The organism is Rhizobium sp. Leaf384, from assembly GCF_001424065.1.
Lineage (GTDB): Bacteria > Pseudomonadota > Alphaproteobacteria > Rhizobiales > Rhizobiaceae > Ferranicluibacter.
In genome coordinates, this window is record NZ_LMQE01000008.1 from 1 (window position 1) to 18,667 (window position 18,667).

Here is an 18,667-nt window from a genome sequence, read left to right on the forward strand (position 1 = left end):
CTTCCGCCGCCCACGTTTCTCTTTCTCATCTTCAATTGTCAAATAACCGACCGAACCAAAAGTCCCGTCCCGTCCGCAGCCACCCGACCCTCAAGCCAGACACCGCAAAATCATCCCACACAAGAGCCCAGGCTTCCCGCCCAAGACCTCCCATCACGCCCAAAAAGTCAAGAAACTTCAGAGCGAGTTCGTCGGTCGCCAGCAGCGCCGCCGCCCTCGTTGGTAGGCGGGTTATAGGGCTACCCCCGCCCGTTCGTCAACAGGGATGTTTCGAAAAAATGACATTTTTTCTAAGGTCCTGTGACAGAAGGTTTTTCACCTGTCGTGATGGTCCGGGCAGGTTTTTCTATTTTGGCGGAGAGCGCGCAGCCGCTCGAGGGATCTGCGCCTTGGCGCTGCGGGTATGAATGATCGACGGATGCCGCCCTCCCGAGGTGTGCACTTTACCGGAGCACTCTATACAGTGGCGCCATGACCGCTTCCGTCCTTGCCTCCCTTCCCGATCTTCCCGTCAAAGCCGTTCTGCATCAGATCGGCGAAGCCCTCTCGACCGTCGGCCTTGCCATTCTGTCGGCCCCCCCGGGTGCCGGCAAGACGACGCTCGTGCCCCCCTTTCTGCTCGATGCGCCGTGGCGCGGAAACGGACGGATCATCCTCCTCGAGCCCCGGCGCCTGGCAGCCCGGGCTGCGGCCAGCCGCATCGCATCGCTTCTCGGGGAGGACGTCGGCGGTCGAGCGGGGTATCGCATGCGGCTCGACAGCCGTGTCACGGCCCGGACCTGCATCGAAGTCGTGACGGAGGGCGTGTTCGCCCGGATGGTGCTCGACGACCCGGAACTCAAGGGCGTAGCGGCGGTTCTCTTCGACGAGTTCCACGAGCGGTCGCTTGATGCGGATGTCGGTCTTGCGCTGGCCCTGGACGTGCGTCGCGCTCTGCGGGAAGATCTGCGCCTTCTCGTGATGTCGGCGACGCTCGACGTCGCTCGGGTCGCGGCGCTGTTGGGCAATCCCCCGATCATCGAGAGCCGCGGCCGCAGCTTTCCAATCGATATCCGCCACAGCGACCGGTTGCCGAACGAGCGGATCGAAGATGCCATGGCGCGGGCGATCATCGAGGCGCATCGCGGCGAGGACGGGTCCATTCTGGCGTTTCTCCCGGGACAGGCCGAGATCAAGCGGACGATCGAACGGCTGCAGGATCGGTTGCCCGCAACGACCGACGTCATCGGGCTCTACGGGACGCTGAGCCAGGCCGAGCAGGACCGCGCCATCAGGCCGGTTCCGGACCGGCAGCGCAAGGTCGTGCTCGCGACTTCGATCGCCGAGACCTCGATCACCATCGACGGTGTGCGGATCGTGATTGATAGCGGTTTGCAGCGGCTACCGGCCCATGAGGCGGGCACAGGCATCACGCGCCTCGAAACCGTTCGTGTCTCCAAGGCCTCTGCCGACCAGCGCGCCGGACGCGCGGGACGCACCGAGCCCGGCATCGCCATCCGCCTCTGGCATCCGGGACAGACGGCCGCGCTGCCCGCTTTCACGCCGCCGCAGATCCTTGCAAGCGACCTCTCGGGACTCGTGCTCGATCTGGCGCATTGGGGCGTAACCGATCCCTCCTCGATGGAATTTCTCGATGCACCGCCGGGCCCAGCCTGGCGCGAGGCCCGGACGCTGCTCGCGGCTCTCGGCGCCCTGGATGCCGAGGGCCGGCTGACGGAAGCCGGGCGGACGATCCGGGAGCTCGCCTTGCCGCCGCGGCTTGCAGCGATGGCCGTGGGCGCGGCGTCGGAGGGACAGGGAATGACGGCTTGCGAGCTCTCCGTCCTCTTGACGGAACAGGGTCTGGGCGGCACCTCGATCGACCTGGAAGACCGGCTGCGGCAGTTTCGCACGGACCGCAGTCCCCGCGGAGAGGCGGCACGGGGGCTTGCGCAGCGGATGGCGTCCGACCTTGGCGTTCGGCGGACCGCTTCATCGGAACAGGTTCTCGCAGGTGCCCTTCTGATCAGGGCCTTTCCCGATCGGATTGCCTTTCAGCGCGGTGGTCGGGGGCGATTCGTGATGGCGAATGGGCGAGGCGCCGAAGTGCCGGAAACCGAGCGCTTGTCCGGGGCGACCATGCTCGTCATCGCGGATCTCACGGGGGCGGCCGGGCGGCACCGGATCCTGGCAGCGGCCGAGATCCGTCGGGAGGATATCGTCGACCATCTCCCCTCCGCCATCACAACGGGAAACGAAACGTTTTTCGACCGCCAGAGCCGTCAGGTGCGGGCGCGGCGCGTCTCGCGGATCGGCGCGATCGTTCTGGAAGAGACGCCCTTGACGCGGCCGGCAGGCCCGGATGCCGCGCTGGCGCTGGCAGAGGGGGTGCAGATGCTGGGGGTCGACGTTCTCCCGTTCTCGAAAGAAGGTCGCCAGCTTCGAGAGCGAATCGGCTTTCTGCACCGGAGACTGGGCGACCCCTGGCCTGATGTTTCCGATGCCGCGCTTCTCGACCGCCTCGGCGACTGGTTCGTGCCGTTCCAGACCAATGCACGGGCTCTCAGCGACATCGAGCCCGGCAGTCTCACGCAAGGGCTGCAGTCCTTGGTTCCGCAGGGCGCGGCGCGCGATCTGTCCGTTCTCGTGCCGACGCATTTCGAAGCACCGACCGGCAATCGACATGCGATTCGCTACGATGCCGACGAGCCGGTTCTCTCGATCCGGGTGCAGGAGCTGTTCGGGCTGACCGTACATCCGGCGATCGGCGGCGGACGTATACCCCTTCTCCTGGAGTTGATATCGCCGGGTCAGCGACCGATCCAGACGACGCGGGATCTTCCAGGCTTTTGGGCAGGTTCCTGGAAGGATGTGCGTGCCGAGATGCGGGGCCGCTATCCGCGGCATCCCTGGCCGGAGGATCCGGCACAGGCCGCACCCACGGCGCGGGCCAAACCGAGGGGGACATGAATGGCACATCAGGATACGGCGCTGGAAACCGCAGCGACAGGATCGCGCGAGCCGGATGATCCGACCGCGAGCCGGTCCCTCCGGCTCCAGACCATCGTGCGGTTGCGGTGGCTGGCTGTGGCCGGGCAATCGATCGCGATCATCATCGTCGCTCTCTGGCTCCGATTTCCGATGCCCTTGATCGCCTGCTTCCTGCTGATCGCGCTCCTCGCCGTCGTCAACATCTATCTGACACTGCGCTATCCCCCGGCCCATCGGCTGCATCCGGTGGCCGCCTTCACGCTTCTCGGCATCGACCTCGCGCAACTGACGGCGCTTCTCTTCATGACGGGAGGCATTGCCAATCCGTTCGCCCCGCTCGTTTCGGTTCCCGTCATCATCTCCTCGGCGTCCCAGCCAAAATGGTACAGCGTTGCCCTCGCGCTGCTTGCCGTGGCCGGCGTCACCGCCCTTGCCTTCTCGCCGTATCCGCTGCCCTGGTATGATGGCGCCGTGCTGCTCGTGCCGCCCGCGCTGATGGTCGGATTCTGGTTCGCGATCGTGTCCACCACGGCGTTTGCCGCTTTCTATGCCTACCGCGTTTCGCTGGAGGCCAGCGAACTGGCCGAAGCGCTGGCCGCGACCGAGCTGGTCCTGCAGCGCGAGCAGCATCTGTCCCAGCTCGACGGTCTGGCGGCCGCCGCCGCGCATGAACTTGGAACGCCCCTGGCGACGATCAGCGTGGTGGCCAAGGAAATGGAGCGTGAACTCGGCAACGATCCGAGATTCGGCGAGGACGTGCAGCTGCTACGCAGCCAGAGCGAGAGATGCCGCGACATCCTGCGGCGGCTGACGACGCTCTCTTCAAACGAAGAGGCGCATATGCGCTACCTTCCCCTTTCCTCCATGATCGAAGAGGTGCTGGCGCCGCATCGGGAGTTCGACATCGACATCACGCTGGTGGAGATGTCCGGTCGCAAGGGAGAACCGGTCGGCACACGCAATGCCGGCATTCTCTATGGGCTTGGGAATCTCGTCGAAAATGCTGTCGACTATGCAAAGACGGAGGTGGTCGTCACCGTAGAACACTCCGCCAATCGCGTTTCCGTGACGATCGAGGACGATGGCGACGGTTATGCGCCCGACATTCTCAGCCGGATCGGTGAGCCCTATGTCACGCGGCGGCAACGCGACGATACGGCAGGCGGGCTCGGGCTCGGACTGTTCATCGCCAAGACGCTTCTGGAGCGGTCGGGCGCGACACTTGTGTTCGAGAATGGCGGGCCCGAAAAGCCGGGCGCGCGCGTCAGCGTCGAATGGCCGCGGTCCTTGATGGACACCAAGCCGGCGAAATGAACGAACATGCCCTTCCGCTTCAGGCGGGGGTCCTTATCTATTCATGCATGAGACGAAGCTGCGCAACAGAGACCTGGACGGGACAGAGGGGATCGTCATGAGCGAAAAAGCGGACGCCGGGCTCGGCGAAACGTCTTCAAACACTTTGGACGAGGCCATCGGGCTCGATCCATCGCTGCTGATCGTCGATGACGACGGTCCCTTCGTGCGCCGTCTGGCCCGGGCAATGGAACAGCGCGGCTTTGCGGTCGAGATCGCAGAATCCGTGGCAGACGGCATCGCTCAGGCGAAACGCCATCCGCCGAAATATGCGGTGGTCGATCTCCGGCTCGGCGACGGCAGCGGGCTCGACGTGATCGAGGCGATCCGCAGCTGCCGGGATGACACACGCATCATCATGCTTACCGGGTACGGCAATATCGCCACGGCCGTGAATGCCGTGAAACTCGGGGCGGTGGACTATCTGTCGAAGCCAGCCGATGCAGACGAAGTCTACAATGCGCTTGTCCAGAGCGACGGCGACAAGGCGGAACTGCCGGAGAACCCGATGTCGGCCGATCGCGTCCGTTGGGAACATATCCAGCGCGTTTTCGAGATCTGCGAACGCAATGTGTCGGAAACGGCACGGCGGCTGAACATGCATCGGCGGACGCTGCAGCGGATCCTTGCCAAGCGGGCCCCGAAGTAAGCGTCAGAGATCGCTGTCCTGTGCACCCGACATGATCTCCGAAAGGGGCGACTCATCGCCGGCGCCCCCGACACACCATTCCGCGAGCATCAGTCGCTGTGCGGCGGCGCGCGCGAAGTTGAGGGTGACCGACTTGCGCTGCGGTGCGGAAAGACGGTGTTCGGGCGCATCACGGATGATGTCGGCGCCATAACCGTCGGACAGAAACAACCCGCAATCCTCCGGGAAAATGTCGAGCGGCACTTCCGCATGCGTGGCGAAGAAAAGCCGGTCGCAATGCAGCCTGTAATCAGGCCATTTCCGATCCACCCGGAAATCCTCGATCGAGGTCTTGATCTCCACGATCCAGATCTCGCCCTTGGGCGCAATCGAGGCAAGGTCGGCCCGACGGCCGCCCGCCAGCGTCAGTTCCGGCATCACGGCGTGGCGCAGGTCGTAGAGATAGCGCTGGAGGCCACGGCGCACGAGCATCGCGCGGCGAGACTGCCGCCCGTCGACAAGCGGAGTGGTGGCGTGGAGCGAAACGATCGGCATGGCAACTCCTCAGTGTCATGCGCTTCAAACGCCTGACAGAGGCGTCTTTGTTGCAAAAAAACCATCCACGCCGAATTTGAATCAGCGGAACTTCATGCTGCAGCGCATTCCCTTGCAAGGACCCGACGAATGGAAAATAAGCATAGTGGCTGATGGTCGAACCACTCGAGCCGTCCTTCGCTCCCTTTTAAGAGATTCTCATGCGCACCCGCAACGCATTCTTCCTGTGCAGCCTTCTGGCAAGCGTCGCTCTGGCCGGCTGCTCGACGGCACCTGTCACCACATCCAACATGCCGATCCAGCACGTTGCGACCAACCAGATCTTCTCCGACGGTTACGGCCCTGTCGAAGATCACGGATATGCGCTTCCGGCAATTCCGATCAACCGTGTGGACCAGCGCTTCCATCGCCAGATCGTCGATTACGCGACGAACGAGCCGGTCGGCACGATCGTGGTCAACACGCCGAACCGCTTCCTTTATTACGTGCTGCCGGGTGGAAAGGCTGTCCGCTACGGGATCGGCGTTGGCAAGCAGGGCTTTGCCTGGCAGGGCCGCGCCTATGTCGCGTGGAAGCAGGAATGGCCGACATGGCATCCGCCGAAGGAGATGGCCGAGCGTCGTCCCGACGTCGCACAATATGTCGAAGCGGGCATGGGCCCGGGCCTGCGCAATCCGCTCGGCGCACGCGCGCTCTACCTCTTCAATGAGGAAGGCAAGGATACGCTGTTCCGCCTGCACGGCACGCCGGAATGGAACTCGATCGGAACGGCAGCGTCCTCGGGCTGCATCCGCCTGATGAACCAGGACATCATCGATCTTTATTCGCGCGTTCGCCCTGGCAAGGGCACGCTGGTCGTCGTGCAGCAGTAAGCCAACACGTCGCGGCATCTCGGTGCGCAAGAAAAAACCCGGATTGCTCCGGGTTTTTTTGTGCGTCTCATGCGCGCGATGCCGCTTTCAGTTCGAGGCGACGGCGGTGGAGGACCGGCTCCGTATAGCCATTGGGCTGTTCGCGGCCCTTGAAGACGAGATCGAGCGCTGCCTGGAATGCGACGGAGGTGTCGAAATCCGTCGCCATCGGGCGATAGGCCGCATCGCCTGCATTCTGCCGATCAACGATCGCGGCCATGCGTCGCATCGTTTCCGTGACCTGGTCTGCCGAGACGACGCCGTGATGCACCCAGTTCGCCATGTGCTGGGCGGAGATGCGTAAGGTGGCGCGATCTTCCATCAGTCCGATATTGTTGATGTCGGGGACTTTGGAACAGCCGACGCCCTGATCAATCCAACGGACGACGTAGCCGAGAATGCCTTGGGCATTGTTGTCGAGTTCGCGCTGGATTTCGTCCGGCGTCCAGTTCGGGCGGGTTGCGACAGGAATGGACAGGATATCGTCAAGCTTGGCGCGCGGTCGGGTCTTCAGACCTTTCTGAACGTCGGCGACATCGACCGTATGATAGTGCGTCGCGTGGAGCGTGGCCGCTGTCGGCGAGGGAACCCAGGCGGTGTTAGCGCCCGCCTTGGGATGCGCGATTTTCTGCTCCAGCATCGCCGCCATCAGATCCGGCATGGCCCACATGCCCTTGCCGATCTGAGCATGACCGGAAAGACCGCAGGCCAGACCGATATCGACGTTCCAGTTTTCATAGGCCGCGATCCACGCTGCCTGTTTCATGTCGCCCTTCCTGATCATCGGACCGGCTTCCATGGAGGTGTGGATCTCGTCTCCGGTCCGGTCGAGGAAACCGGTATTGATGAACACGACACGCTCACGCGCCGCGCGAATGCAGGCCTTGAGGTTGACCGTCGTGCGGCGCTCTTCATCCATGATGCCCATCTTGATCGTGTTCGGCGCCATACCCAGCGCTTGCTCGACACGCGAAAAGATCTCGCAGGCAAAAGCCACTTCGTCGGGGCCGTGCATCTTGGGCTTCACGACATACATCGAGCCTTCCCGTGAATTCATGCGGCGCCCGGCGGGACCAATGTCCCGCAGGGCGATCAGGGCCGTGATCATGGCGTCCATGATGCCTTCCGGCACTTCGTTACCATCCCGATCCAAAATGGCAGGGTTCGTCATGAGGTGACCGACATTGCGCACGAGCATCAGCGCCCGGCCCTTCAATGTCGTTTCGCTGCCGTCGGGCGCCGTCAGGGCGACATCCGGGTGAAGGCGGCGGGTAAAGCTGCGTCCCCCCTTCGACACATCTTCGGCAAGTGTGCCGTCCATCAGGCCGAGCCAGTTTCGGTAAATCAGCGTCTTGTCGTCGGCATCGACGGCTGCCACGGAATCCTCGCAGTCCATGATCGCGGTGATGGCGGATTCGAGCACGACATCGGAGATATGCGCAGCGTCACCGGCACCGGTGGCCGTCGTGGCGTCGATGACGATCTGGACATGCAATGCGTTGCGCCTGAGAAAGATCGACGCAGGCGCTGCAGCATCACCCGTGAAACCGACGAACTGGGCCGGGTCTTTCAACGCCAGCGTACCATCGTTCAGGATCAGACGACCGTCTGCCACCATGATCGAGCGGAGATCGGTCCAGCTCGCCCCTGCGAGCGGTGCGCTGGAATCCAGAAAGTTGCGCGCCCAGGCAATGACCTTGCTGCCGCGGACGGGATTATAGGTCTTGCCCTTTTCAGCACCGCCGTCGTCGGATATCGCATCCGTGCCATAGAGAGCGTCGTAGAGAGAGCCCCAGCGCGCGTTGGCAGCGTTGAGTGCGTAACGCGCGTTCATCACGGGAACGACCAGCTGAGGCCCTGCAATCAGGGCAATTTCAGGATCGACCGTCGCTGTTGAAACCGTGAAATCCGGTCCTTCCGGCAGGAGATAGCCGATGTCCATGAGAAAGTCCGTATAGGCTTTCATGTCCACCGGGACGCCGTGTTCACGGTACCACGCGTCGATCTTGGCCTGCAAAGCGTCGCGGACCTGCAGGAGAGCCCGATTCTTCGGAGCGAGGTCGTGGACGATTGCCGAGAAGCTTTCGAAGAAGCGGTCGGGCACCAAACCCGTGCCCGCCAGCGCTTCATTGACGAGGAAGGCGTGCAGGCCCTGCTCGATCTTCAGCCCCTGTATGTCGATACGGTTCATGAGGTCTCCTCGCTCTGTCCCATTGCGTGCCCTGCAATGTCCGCACGCCCGTGCCGAAGTCAACGTCTTCCGCTCGATACCGTATCCGGCGCAGCCGTCTCACCGTCGCGTTACGCGCATGGGAATACCGCCCTGCGGTTGGGTCGTCAGTCTCTGGACCGGCCACGGACGGGTCTGCGGTGTCACATCGAAGCGATAGTCTCTCATCAGAACACCGAGGGCAATGACGGCCTCCTGCAGCGCAAAGGTTGCGCCGATGCAGACTCGAGGGCCGGCGCCGAAGGGCAGATATTGGTATCGGTGCAGGCTCTCGCGATGGCCGGGCAGGAAACGCTGCGGAATGAAGGCGCGTGGACTTTCCCAATAGAGCGTATGTCGATGCAGAGTCCAGGGCATGACCAGAACCGAGACGCCTTTGGCGATGTCGACGCGCTCGCCGGTCGGCGATGTCCAACTGTCTGCCGCGATGGCCGCACGGTTGATTGAGGGGGCCGGGGGATAGAGCCGCATGGACTCCTCGAACGCGGCGCGGACATGCGGCATGTTGTCCAGCCAGTCGACCGGATCCGTGCCGTCCCCGATGACCCGGTCGATTTCGGCCTCCATCAGGGTGCGGAATTCGGGCAGATGCGCGACGCAATAGAGCGTCCAGCCCAGCGCCCGCGCGGTCGTCTCATGGCCGGCGCCGATGAATGTCAGGATATTGTCCGCGATCTCGTCGGCGTGCAGTCCGTCCGGGCCTTCCCGCTCGAGCAGCAGCGTCAGGAAATCCTGCGGCACCGTATCGGGATGGGCGCGCATCTGCCGACGGCGCTCTTCCATGGTGGCGGTCACGACCTTGCCAAAGCGTCGCATCAGTTTTCCGCTTCCCCAACGCGTGATCCGGGGGATCCAGGAGGGCGCAAGCAGCATGTCCATCGGATCGACACGGCCCATGCTGCCGAGGAGCGCCTCGACGTCTTGGGTAAAGGCCTCGGTTTCCGCGGCGATCTGCCCGGAAAACAGGGTCTCTGCCAGAATGTTGTAGGTCAGCTCGGTCATGTCGGTGGCGATATCGACGGGAATACCGTCGCTGGCAGCCCGGGCATACCGGCTCGCATAGCGTTCGCATGTCAAGAGCATCTTGTCAGCGAAGCCCTTGGCGTGGCGTGGTGTGAAAACCGGCGCCACCGCCTTGCGCGTCCGCTTCCATGTGGGCCCTTCGGCCGTCAGAAGACCATCGCGCAGGATCGGCCGCAGCACGAGCCTGCGCACTTCCGACATCTCATAATTTGCGACGTTTTCAACCAGGATATAGCGAATGAGGCCGGGATCATTGACGATCAAGGTCTGTTGGTTGACGAACCGGGTCTCGATCCAGGGAAGCGTATAGGATTGCTCGCTCCAAAGTTCGAGCGGATTGCGCAGGACTGTCCGGAGAACCTCGAACTTGGAAAGTTCTCGAGCGCGAGGAACGGGGGCCGGCGGCTCGAATGTTCGGGAAATCATGTCCATGGATCTCTGCCTTTAAAAGGGAAAGCGGGCCTTGGAGGGTCAGAGAAGTGCCTTCAGTTCGGACAGTTTCTCGTTCACCAGCCAGCCATAATAGTTTTCCTCCGGCCACTGCATGCTGCCGGATCGGTTCTTCGCGGCAAGCGCTGCCGCCCGCTGGTCAGGATTTCCGATGTTGTAGAGCGTTGCCGTGATGCCCGGATTGTTGCTGATGTCGATGTCGGCCACCGAGCGATAGACGTCGATCGAGTGGCGAATAACCGCTGCCATGTAGGCCAGCGACTGGTCGGGATCCATGATCGCCTTGTACACATCGGCCGCGCTGTTTTCGTCCAGCCGATCATAGCCGGAAACGCGCGAAACGGTGTCGGTCATCATCAGCGCCGTCAGGGGATTGATCTGTCCCAGTCCAAAGGTCTGACCCGCGTAGAACGGCTGGAAGAAGACGGCAGAGAAACGGTTGTTCGGAAACGCGGTGCCGTCGACCGTTTCGCCGCGAAACTGCTTGTCCCAGACACTCTCGCGGCAGCTCCAAAGGGCGTAGGATCCCTTCTTGTTCGCGCAGACGGAGAATTGCGGGCGATCGACGAAATCGGCGATCGATTCGCCTTCATATGCAAAACGGAAGCTGTCTCCGGCATAAGCCGCCGCCTTGACATAATACGACTGCAGACGATCGTAGGCATCGACATTGTAGGTGTGTTCGCCGACGATCGCGCCGATCATGTGGATCGGGTCGATCCCATAAGCACGTGCGGTCGACTTGATCTTTCCCATCAACTTGCTGTCCGTCGCAAGCAGCTGGCGTACCTTCTCGTATTTGGCATCGAAGGTCGACTTTCCGGCCTTCGTCCGACGAACCGAGGCGCCTGGCACCGAAGGCTGTTCCGCATTGCGGTTGCCTTCCGGCATGACGTGCATCTCCGCTCTGGCCGGCGATCCCGAGGCCGCAAGGCCTGAAACGAACAGGCTTGAAGCGATCACGGCCGTGGCGAGGGCAAGAGCGGGAACGATTTTGCGCAAGGCTTCAGTCTCCAAAGGGTGCAGCAGTTGCGCCCGTGATGCGGCGTAAAGGTGTCGGAATCATGCCAAACGTCCTATCCGTCGCGGCTTTGGCTATTCCTCTGCAGTCTGCCCCTGACAGCAACCCCAAGGCCGCTGCGCTTGTGGAAGGCGCAGCGCAAGCGGTCGTGAGCATCAGAGAATGTACCGCGACAGGTCCGTGTTGGCAGCGAGGTCGCCGACGTGCTTGCGCACATAGGCGGCATCGATCGGGAGATGCTCGCCCGACTTGTCGGGCGCAGCAAACGAAATCTCGTCGAGAACGCGTTCCATGACTGTCTGCAGCCGGCGTGCCCCGATGTTCTCGACGCTGGCGTTGAGATGCACCGCGACATCTGCCAGAGCATCGAGCGCATCGTCGGAAAAGTCGAGGTGGACACCTTCGGTTTCCAGCAAGGCCTTGTACTGGCGAATCAGGCTTGCTTCGGTTTCCGTCAGGATTCGGCGGAAGTCTTCCTTCGTCAGCGCTTTCAGCTCGACACGAATCGGCAGGCGGCCCTGAAGTTCCGGCAGAAGATCGGACGGCTTCGAGACATGAAAGGCGCCGGATGCGATGAAGAGAATATGGTCGGTCTTTACCGGCCCGTACTTCGTCGCAACGGTCGTGCCTTCCACCAGCGGCAACAGATCGCGCTGCACCCCTTCCCGCGAGACGCCGGCTCCCATGCCGCCGTCGCGGGCCGCGATCTTGTCGATCTCGTCCAGGAAGACGATTCCGTCATTTTCTGCGGAGCGTACGGCCTCCCGCTGGATCTGCTCGTTGTCGAGCAGCTTGTCGGACTCGTCGTCGATCAGCAGTGCGTAGGATTCCTTCACCGTCGTGCGCACCTTCTTGGTGCGGCCGCCCATGGCTTTTCCGAACATTTCCGACAGATTGAGCACGCCGATATTCGCGCCCGGCATGCCGGGAATCTCGAAACCGCCGCTGGGGCTCGCACTATCGGCGACCTCGATGTCGATCTCCTTGTCGTCAAGCTCATTCTCACGGAGCTTGCGGCGAAAGCTGTCGCGGGTTGCGGGCGATGCCGTGCTGCCGACAAGGGCGTCGAGAACGCGCTCTTCTGCATTCTGATGGGCTTTTGCCTTGACCTCGCCGCGCTTCTTGTCCCGCACGAGGCCAATGCCGACCTCGACCAGATCACGGATGATCTGCTCGACATCCCGACCGACGTAGCCGACTTCGGTGAACTTCGTGGCTTCGACCTTGATGAAGGGTGCGCCGGCAAGCTTGGCCAGTCGACGCGAGATCTCGGTCTTGCCGACACCGGTCGGTCCAATCATCAGAATGTTCTTCGGCATCACCTCGTCGCGCAACTCGTCAGGAAGCTGCTGCCGGCGCCAGCGGTTGCGCAGTGCGATGGCGACAGCGCGCTTCGCATCGTGCTGACCGATGATGTAGCGGTCGAGTTCGGAAACAATCTCGCGGGGGGAAAAGGTGGTCATGGTGTGTCCATTTCTTCAATTTGGTGATCCAGTGCCATGAGATAGGCCGGACCGTAATGACTGTGACGCTGGTCGATGAAGCGAAATCCGGATTTCTCGTAGGCGCGGATCGCCCGTGAATTTTCCGGATGCGGGTCGACGATGATCCGCAGCGCGCCTGTCGCAAAAAGCCGTGCGGCGAACTGCAAGGCGATACCGCCGCCGTGCCCCCGGCCGACATCCTCGGGCGCGCCGATGGCCATATCGATACCGACGGTTGCCACCGGCTGGTCGCGATAGGGATGGTCTCTTTCGCGGTGCGGATCGTAGGCCTGGAGATAAGCGATCGGACGGCCCTCCCATTCGACGATCATCGGCTGGATCTCTCCTGTCTCCATTGCCCTCGCAATGGCTTCGAGTTCGACCTCCGCCGCGCCCCACCAAGCCCTCACATGCGGCTCTGCAAACCACTGAGCCAGACGGGGGAAATCCGCGCGATGCAGGCGCCGAAATCCATATCGTTCATCCGGCTCCGATGGCGTGCTCAGCCAGCAGTCTGACAGCATGGCTCAAGCGGCATCCAGCGTTTCGACGACGATGTTGCCATTGGTGTAGACGCAGATATCGCCAGCGATCTCCATGGCGCGGCGAGCGATCTCCTCGGCGGTACGCTCTGAATCCATTAGGGCCCGCGCTGCCGCGTAGGCGTAGTTTCCGCCGGAGCCGATGGCGATCGTGCCGTGCTCCGGCTCCAGGACGTCGCCGTTTCCGGTGATCGCCAGGGTGATCGACTTGTCGGCGACCAGCATCATGGCTTCGAGATTGCGCAGATATTTGTTGGTCCGCCAATCCTTGGCGAGTTCGACGGCGGCGCGCATCAGCTGATCGGGATATTGCTCAAGCTTGGCTTCGAGCCGTTCGAGCAGGGTGAACGCATCGGCTGTTGCCCCGGCAAAGCCGGCAATGACCTGGCCCTTGCCGAGACGGCGCACCTTGCGGGCGTTCGCCTTCATCACCGTCTGACCGAGACTGACCTGGCCGTCGCCGGCCATGACCACCTGGCCGCCTTTGCGCACCGTGATGATCGTGGTCGCATGCATGGTTCCGTAGGGGTTATGTTCGCTCATGAAAGTCCTGTTGCCTTCCGCACCGCCCAGGGTGCCGGGCGTTTGATGACGGGATATCGCGATCTATGTAAGAATGCCGCGAGCGATTGCAAAGGGTGGCCCGGGCGGCCGCACCACCCCCTGTTCCTGCACGGACGACAGGCGACAATCGAAGCTGGATATTTACCGGCCGGCCTGATATCAGGCGACTTTCACACACCGGAGTTCCCGATGGCAGAGGCAGAAGGCCGCACCGGCAGCATATCCCGCAAGACCAATGAGACGTCCGTCTCGGTGTCCGTCTCGATCGACGGAACCGGGGCATCGACGATCTCGACGGGGGTCGGATTTTTCGACCATATGCTCGACCAGCTGTCGCGTCATTCCCTGATCGACATGGTGATCGAGGCGAAGGGCGACCTGCATGTCGACGATCACCATACCGTCGAGGATACCGGTATTGCCATTGGCCAAGCGATCGCGAGGGCGCTCGGCGACCGGCGCGGCATTACGCGCTATGCCTCGATCGACCTTGCGATGGACGAGACAATGACCCGCGCCGCGGTGGATGTTTCCGGTCGCCCGTTTCTCGTCTGGAACGTTGCGTTCTCGGCGCCGAAAATCGGCACGTTCGATACGGAACTGGTGCGGGAATTCTTTCACGCGCTGGCGCAGAACGCCGGTATCACGCTGCACGTGCAGAACATCTACGGCGCGAACAACCACCATATCGCCGAGACGTGCTTCAAGGCCGTGGCGCGTGTACTGCGCGCGGCAACGGAGATCGATCCTCGCCAGGCAGGTCGCATCCCTTCGACGAAGGGAACGCTGGCCTAACGCGTGAGGAGCAAGGGATTGGCGAAAGACGCCGCACCCGTATTCGAGCCCGCACCGTGTCTGTGCATTGGCATCGGATCGCCCGATCTCTCCGGTTAAGCCCACCTCTTCCGCTTCAGAAAGCGAATTTCGTCTTGAGAGCAGGCCGCTTATGACACCGTTTCTCGTCTATCTCCCGCCGGGTGCAGGGCGCGACAGTGCGGATGCCGTCTTCTTGGCCGATCGTTTCGCTTGGCCGGCCTTCGTGTTTCCCGCCTTGTGGCTTCTTTTCAAACGCCAGTGGATGGCGGGCGTTGCCGTTTTCATCCTGCAGACCGCGATGACTATGGCGGGTGGACTGGCAGATGCCGGTGTTGCAGCGATCTTCATCGAGTTGGCGCTTCGGCTGCTTGTGGCGCTGGAAGGGCCGACCTATCTCGCACGTCGACTGGAAAAGCGCGGCTTCACACTTGCGGCCGTCCTGCCGGCACCCGATTTAAAGACGGCTGAAGCCATGTACGGCGCGACCCTCGAAGGCCTTGTGGCCGATCCTGCTCTGCCCCTGCCACGTCTTGGCTCCCACCAGAATGGCGGGCGGGCGGGCGACCCTGCCAATCCGGGCTTCGGCCTGTTCGACACCTACGGGAGCCGCTGATGCGCGTCGCGATCATCGATTACGGATCCGGAAATCTGCGATCCGCCACAAAGGCTTTCGAGCGCGCCGCTCGCGAGGCCGGCATCGATGCCGAGATCGACCTTACCGACAAGGTCGATCGCGTGGCGACCGCCGACCGGATCGTTTTGCCCGGCGTTGGCGCCTATGCCGACTGCCGCGCCGGCCTTTCTGCCGTTGATGGCATGAGCGACGCCATCATCGAGGGCGTCGAAAAGGCGGGAAAGCCGTTTCTCGGCATCTGCGTCGGCATGCAGTTGATGGCCTCACGCGGGCTTGAAAAGGCGACGACGCAGGGGTTTGGCTGGATCAAGGGCGATGTCGTCGAAATGAAACCGGCAGATCGTTCGCTGAAGATTCCGCAGATCGGCTGGAACACGCTGACGCTCGGTCGCCCCCACGCGCTGTTCGACGGCATCCCGACCGGGCCTGATGGACTGCATGCCTATTTCGTGCACTCCTACCATCTCGCGACCGAAAATGCCGAAGACCTCATTGCAACGACGCAATATGGGGAACCGGTAACGGCCTTCGTTGCGCACGATAACAAGGCCGGTGCTCAGTTCCATCCCGAAAAGAGCCAGACGCTCGGTCTTGCTCTTTTGACCAATTTCCTGCGCTGGAAGCCCTGACATGATCCTATTTCCTGCGATCGACCTCAAAGACGGTGCCTGCGTTCGCCTGAAGCTCGGCGACATGGCGGAGGCCACCGTCTACAATCCGGACCCCGGCGCTCAAGCGAAAGCTTTTGAGGATCAGGGGTTTGAATGGCTGCATGTGGTCGATCTCAACGGCGCCTTCGCCGGCGAGACGGTCAATGGCGGGGCGGTCGAGGCCATCCTGAAAGCAACAAGCAATCCCGTACAGCTTGGCGGCGGTATCCGCACGCTCGCCCATATCGAGACCTGGCTCGCCAAGGGCCTCGCCCGCGTCATCCTTGGCACCGTTGCGGTGCGCAATCCGTCCCTCGTCAAGGAAGCCTGCCGCCTTTTCCCCGGCAAGGTCGCCGTGGGCATCGATGCAAAGGGCGGCAGGGTTGCCGTCGAAGGTTGGGCGGAAGCGTCCGAACTCGGCGTGATCGAGCTGGCGCAGCGTTTCGAGGGCGCCGGCGTTGCCGCCATCATCTACACCGACATCGATCGCGATGGCATCTTGGCGGGCATCAATTGGCCGGGAACATTGGCGCTCGCAAATGCGGTCGAGATCCCGGTCATCGCTTCAGGCGGCCTTGCCTCCATGAATGATATTCATCGCCTCGCCGCGCCCGACATGGTCAAGCTGGAAGGTGCGATTTCCGGGCGCGCGCTCTATGACGGCCGGATCGATCCTGCCGAGGCGCTCGCTGTTCTCCGTGCTAGAGGACGTGCAGCATGACTCTCAAGGCCCGCGTCATCCCCTGTCTCGACGTCAAGGACGGCCGCGTCGTCAAAGGCGTCAGCTTCGTCGATCTCATCGATGCCGGCGATCCGGTCGAATCCGCCAAGGCTTACGATGCAGCCGGTGCGGACGAGCTCTGCTTCCTCGACATCACTGCGTCGTCGGACGGTCGCGATACGATCTTCGACGTCGTGGAACGGACGGCTGAACATTGCTTCATGCCGCTGACCGTCGGCGGCGGCGTGCGCAGCGTCGCCGACATTCGGCGATTGCTCCTGGCCGGTGCCGACAAGGTGTCCATAAACTCCGCCGCCGTGCGCGATCCCGATTTCGTTGCCCAGGCTGCCGACAAGTTCGGCAACCAGTGCATCGTTGTCTCGATCGACGCAAAACGGCGCGTGACGCCGGGAGTAGAAGGTACCAGCGCCTGGGAAATCTTCACCCATGGCGGCCGCACGGCAACCGGTATCGACGCTGTGGACTTCGCAGCGCGGATGGTCGAGCGCGGGGCAGGCGAACTGCTGGTAACCTCGATGGATCGCGATGGCAGCAAGATCGGCTACGATCTCGATCTCACCCGCGCGATTGCCGATCGTGTCTCTGTTCCGGTGATCGCCTCCGGCGGTGTGGGAACGCTCGACCATATGGTGCAGGGCATTCGCGATGGGCACGCAACAGCAGTTCTGGCGGCATCCATCTTCCATTTTGGAACCTACAGCATCGGCGAAGCGAAGCGCTACATGGCGGATCGAGGCATTCCGATGCGGCTCGATGGCTCTGCGCAGGCGGAGAACATCCTGTGACCGGGTTTTCACTGTCCGATCTCGAAGCCATCGTCGCGGAGCGGGCCAAAGCCTCTCCAGACCTGTCGTGGACGGCGAAGCTCGTTGAAAAAGGACAGGCGCGTGCTGCCAAGAAGCTGGGTGAAGAGGCCGTGGAAACGGTGATCGCTGCCATTTCCGGGGATCGCAGGGAACTGGTGTCCGAGAGTGCCGACCTGCTCTATCATCTCATGGTCGTATTGAAAATCGCGGATGTTCCGTTACAGGAGGTTCTGGAGGAACTGGAAGGACGCACGGTCCGGTCCGGCCTTGCGGAGAAGGCGAGCCGAAAGACGTGACCATTGCGCCGCAGAACAGGGGTGAAGCGGATATGCCGGATGATCTCGGCAGGCGAGACTATTCCCCTTACCACTTCTTCTCTGCCGATGCCTGGTCGCAGTTTCGGGCGGATACGCCGCTGACGTTGACGGCTGACGAAGTCCGTCGGCTGCGCTCCCTGAACGACCCGATCGATCTGGACGAGGTGCGCCGAATCTATCTTTCGCTGTCACGCTTGCTTTCGACCCATGTCGAGGCGTCGCAGATCCTCTACGAGCAGCGCAAGCGATTCCTCACAATCTCGGATGAGACCAAGACACCGTTTGTGATCGGTATTGCCGGGTCGGTGGCAGTCGGAAAATCGACCACCGCCCGTATTCTGGCCGAACTTCTGTCCCGCTGGCCATCGAGTCCCAAGGTCGATCTCGTGACGACGGACGGGTTTCTCTACCCGAATGCCATTCTGATGCGCGAAAACATCATGAACCGGAAAGGCTTTCCGGAAAGCTATGATATCGGCGCTCTGCTGCGTTTTCTCTCGGCCATCAAGGCCGGACAGCCGAATGTGAAGGCGCCAAGCTATTCGCACCTCGTCTACGACGTTCTGCCCGACCAGTTTCAGGTCGTGGACCGTCCGGATATCCTGATTTTTGAGGGCATCAATGTCCTCCAGTCGCGCGACCTGCCGGAAGACGGCAAGATCGTGCCGATGGTGTCGGATTTTTTCGACTTCTCGATTTATATCGATGCCGACGAAACGCTGATCCACTCCTGGTATGTCGATCGCTTCATGCGGCTTCGCCAGACAGCGTTCAAGAATCCGGAGTCCTTCTTCAAACGCTACGCCCAGGTTAGCGAGGAAGAGGCGCTGTCGATCGCCGAAGGCCTCTGGCAGAATACGAACCTTAAGAATCTGCGCCGCAACATCCTGCCGACGCGGCCGCGTGCAGACCTGATCCTGCAGAAAGGCGCCAACCATCTGGTTCACACCGTTGCGCTTCGCAAGCTCTAA

At 62.2% G+C, this 18,667-nt stretch carries 18 protein-coding genes; 11 read left to right on the forward strand and 7 right to left on the reverse strand.

Annotated features, from left to right (window positions below):
- The first annotated feature begins 471 nt into the window (after window positions 1-471).
- The 3 genes from hrpB (at window position 472) to ASG25_RS17915 (ending at window position 4,972) form a co-directional block, all read left to right on the forward strand.
- Window positions 472-2,949: an ATP-dependent helicase HrpB gene (gene hrpB, locus ASG25_RS17905; RefSeq protein ID WP_062477191.1), complete on the forward strand. Its 2,478-nt coding sequence runs from the start codon at window positions 472-474 to the stop codon at window positions 2,947-2,949.
- On the forward strand, window positions 2,950-4,284 hold the full coding sequence (locus ASG25_RS17910; RefSeq protein ID WP_062477193.1) for an ActS/PrrB/RegB family redox-sensitive histidine kinase: 1,335 nt from the start codon (window positions 2,950-2,952) through the stop codon (window positions 4,282-4,284).
- 97 nt (window positions 4,285-4,381) lie between these two features.
- The gene (locus ASG25_RS17915) at window positions 4,382-4,972 is read left to right on the forward strand and encodes an ActR/PrrA/RegA family redox response regulator transcription factor (protein WP_062477198.1); all 591 of its coding nucleotides are present in this window, start codon (window positions 4,382-4,384) and stop codon (window positions 4,970-4,972) included.
- Window positions 4,973-4,975: 3 nt separating this feature from the next.
- Here ASG25_RS17915 and ASG25_RS17920 read toward each other — a convergent pair whose 3' ends face one another.
- Entirely contained in the window at window positions 4,976-5,506 is a 531-nt protein-coding gene (locus ASG25_RS17920; protein ID WP_062477201.1) for an MmcB family DNA repair protein, read from the reverse strand.
- A 200-nt stretch (window positions 5,507-5,706) separates the two neighbouring features.
- Between ASG25_RS17920 and ASG25_RS17925 the strand changes: the two genes are divergently transcribed.
- Window positions 5,707-6,378 carry a L,D-transpeptidase gene (locus tag ASG25_RS17925; protein WP_062477204.1) on the forward strand — a complete coding sequence of 224 codons (672 nt, stop codon included), beginning with the start codon at window positions 5,707-5,709 and terminating at the stop codon, window positions 6,376-6,378.
- Between the two features lie 67 nt (window positions 6,379-6,445).
- Here the strand turns inward: ASG25_RS17925 and ASG25_RS17930 are convergent, their stop codons facing one another.
- The 6 genes from ASG25_RS17930 to hslV all read right to left on the reverse strand — a co-directional run bounded on the left by ASG25_RS17930 (window position 6,446) and on the right by hslV (window position 13,710).
- Window positions 6,446-8,608 carry a malate synthase G gene (locus ASG25_RS17930; RefSeq protein WP_062477207.1) on the reverse strand — a complete coding sequence of 721 codons (2,163 nt, stop codon included), beginning with the start codon at window positions 8,606-8,608 and terminating at the stop codon, window positions 6,446-6,448.
- Between the two features lie 99 nt (window positions 8,609-8,707).
- Window positions 8,708-10,102: a cytochrome P450 gene (locus ASG25_RS17935; protein ID WP_062477210.1), complete on the reverse strand. Its 1,395-nt coding sequence runs from the start codon at window positions 10,100-10,102 to the stop codon at window positions 8,708-8,710.
- 39 nt (window positions 10,103-10,141) lie between these two features.
- Entirely contained in the window at window positions 10,142-11,020 is an 879-nt protein-coding gene (locus ASG25_RS17940) for a DUF1402 family protein (protein ID WP_156379651.1), read from the reverse strand.
- A 276-nt stretch (window positions 11,021-11,296) separates the two neighbouring features.
- Window positions 11,297-12,604 (reverse strand): ATP-dependent protease ATPase subunit HslU, encoded by a 1,308-nt coding sequence (gene hslU / locus ASG25_RS17945; protein WP_062477216.1) that lies wholly within the window; start codon window positions 12,602-12,604, stop codon window positions 11,297-11,299.
- Window positions 12,601-13,149, reverse strand: coding sequence for a GNAT family N-acetyltransferase (locus ASG25_RS17950; protein ID WP_062477218.1), 549 nt, complete (start codon window positions 13,147-13,149; stop codon window positions 12,601-12,603). Before ASG25_RS17950 ends, hslU begins: the two co-directional genes overlap by 4 nt.
- Window positions 13,150-13,152: 3 nt before the next feature.
- Window positions 13,153-13,710 (reverse strand): ATP-dependent protease subunit HslV, encoded by a 558-nt coding sequence (gene hslV / locus ASG25_RS17955; protein ID WP_062477221.1) that lies wholly within the window; start codon window positions 13,708-13,710, stop codon window positions 13,153-13,155.
- A gap of 210 nt (window positions 13,711-13,920) precedes the next feature.
- Here hslV and hisB point away from each other — a divergent pair, with 210 nt between their 5' ends.
- The 7 genes from hisB (at window position 13,921) to coaA (ending at window position 18,667) form a co-directional block, all read left to right on the forward strand.
- Window positions 13,921-14,526: an imidazoleglycerol-phosphate dehydratase HisB gene (gene hisB / locus ASG25_RS17960; protein ID WP_062477224.1), complete on the forward strand. Its 606-nt coding sequence runs from the start codon at window positions 13,921-13,923 to the stop codon at window positions 14,524-14,526.
- Window positions 14,527-14,677: 151 nt separating this feature from the next.
- A complete protein-coding gene (locus ASG25_RS17965) occupies window positions 14,678-15,160 on the forward strand; it encodes a DUF2628 domain-containing protein (RefSeq protein ID WP_062477226.1) in 483 nt (160 codons plus the stop codon).
- Window positions 15,160-15,810 (forward strand): imidazole glycerol phosphate synthase subunit HisH, encoded by a 651-nt coding sequence (hisH, locus tag ASG25_RS17970; RefSeq protein ID WP_062477229.1) that lies wholly within the window; start codon window positions 15,160-15,162, stop codon window positions 15,808-15,810. Before ASG25_RS17965 ends, hisH begins: the two co-directional genes overlap by 1 nt.
- A 1-nt stretch (window position 15,811) precedes the next feature.
- The gene (gene hisA / locus ASG25_RS17975) at window positions 15,812-16,552 is read left to right on the forward strand and encodes a 1-(5-phosphoribosyl)-5-[(5-phosphoribosylamino)methylideneamino]imidazole-4-carboxamide isomerase (RefSeq protein ID WP_062477232.1); all 741 of its coding nucleotides are present in this window, start codon (window positions 15,812-15,814) and stop codon (window positions 16,550-16,552) included.
- Window positions 16,549-17,358: an imidazole glycerol phosphate synthase subunit HisF gene (hisF, locus tag ASG25_RS17980; RefSeq protein ID WP_062477235.1), complete on the forward strand. Its 810-nt coding sequence runs from the start codon at window positions 16,549-16,551 to the stop codon at window positions 17,356-17,358. Before hisA ends, hisF begins: the two co-directional genes overlap by 4 nt.
- Complete coding sequence (locus tag ASG25_RS17985) at window positions 17,355-17,675, forward strand: phosphoribosyl-ATP diphosphatase (protein WP_062477247.1); 321 nt, start codon at window positions 17,355-17,357, stop codon at window positions 17,673-17,675. The genes hisF and ASG25_RS17985 overlap by 4 nt, the downstream gene beginning before the upstream one ends.
- 32 nt (window positions 17,676-17,707) lie before the next feature.
- Window positions 17,708-18,667 (forward strand): type I pantothenate kinase, encoded by a 960-nt coding sequence (gene coaA, locus ASG25_RS17990; RefSeq protein ID WP_062478027.1) that lies wholly within the window; start codon window positions 17,708-17,710, stop codon window positions 18,665-18,667.

Bases quoted from the DNA above. Each gene is read 5' to 3' on its own strand.
- ASG25_RS17930 (WP_062477207.1), bottom strand. From the start codon at position 8,608: ATGAACCGTATCGACATACAGGGGCTGAAGATCGAGCAGGGCCTGCAC.
- ASG25_RS17915 (WP_062477198.1), top strand. From the start codon at position 4,382: ATGAGCGAAAAAGCGGACGCCGGGCTCGGCGAAACGTCTTCAAACACT.
- ASG25_RS17920 (WP_062477201.1), bottom strand. From the start codon at position 5,506: ATGCCGATCGTTTCGCTCCACGCCACCACTCCGCTTGTCGACGGGCGG.
- ASG25_RS17910 (WP_062477193.1), top strand. From the start codon at position 2,950: ATGGCACATCAGGATACGGCGCTGGAAACCGCAGCGACAGGATCGCGC.
- hisA (WP_062477232.1), top strand. From the start codon at position 15,812: ATGATCCTATTTCCTGCGATCGACCTCAAAGACGGTGCCTGCGTTCGC.
- hisB (WP_062477224.1), top strand. From the start codon at position 13,921: ATGGCAGAGGCAGAAGGCCGCACCGGCAGCATATCCCGCAAGACCAAT.
- hisH (WP_062477229.1), top strand. From the start codon at position 15,160: ATGCGCGTCGCGATCATCGATTACGGATCCGGAAATCTGCGATCCGCC.
- hslU (WP_062477216.1), bottom strand. From the start codon at position 12,604: ATGACCACCTTTTCCCCCCGCGAGATTGTTTCCGAACTCGACCGCTAC.
- hisF (WP_062477235.1), top strand. From the start codon at position 16,549: ATGACTCTCAAGGCCCGCGTCATCCCCTGTCTCGACGTCAAGGACGGC.
- hslV (WP_062477221.1), bottom strand. From the start codon at position 13,710: ATGAGCGAACATAACCCCTACGGAACCATGCATGCGACCACGATCATC.
- ASG25_RS17950 (WP_062477218.1), bottom strand. From the start codon at position 13,149: ATGCTGTCAGACTGCTGGCTGAGCACGCCATCGGAGCCGGATGAACGA.
- ASG25_RS17935 (WP_062477210.1), bottom strand. From the start codon at position 10,102: ATGGACATGATTTCCCGAACATTCGAGCCGCCGGCCCCCGTTCCTCGC.
- ASG25_RS17925 (WP_062477204.1), top strand. From the start codon at position 5,707: ATGCGCACCCGCAACGCATTCTTCCTGTGCAGCCTTCTGGCAAGCGTC.
- hrpB (WP_062477191.1), top strand. From the start codon at position 472: ATGACCGCTTCCGTCCTTGCCTCCCTTCCCGATCTTCCCGTCAAAGCC.
- ASG25_RS17965 (WP_062477226.1), top strand. From the start codon at position 14,678: ATGACACCGTTTCTCGTCTATCTCCCGCCGGGTGCAGGGCGCGACAGT.
- coaA (WP_062478027.1), top strand. From the start codon at position 17,708: ATGCCGGATGATCTCGGCAGGCGAGACTATTCCCCTTACCACTTCTTC.
- ASG25_RS17940 (WP_156379651.1), bottom strand. From the start codon at position 11,020: ATGCACGTCATGCCGGAAGGCAACCGCAATGCGGAACAGCCTTCGGTG.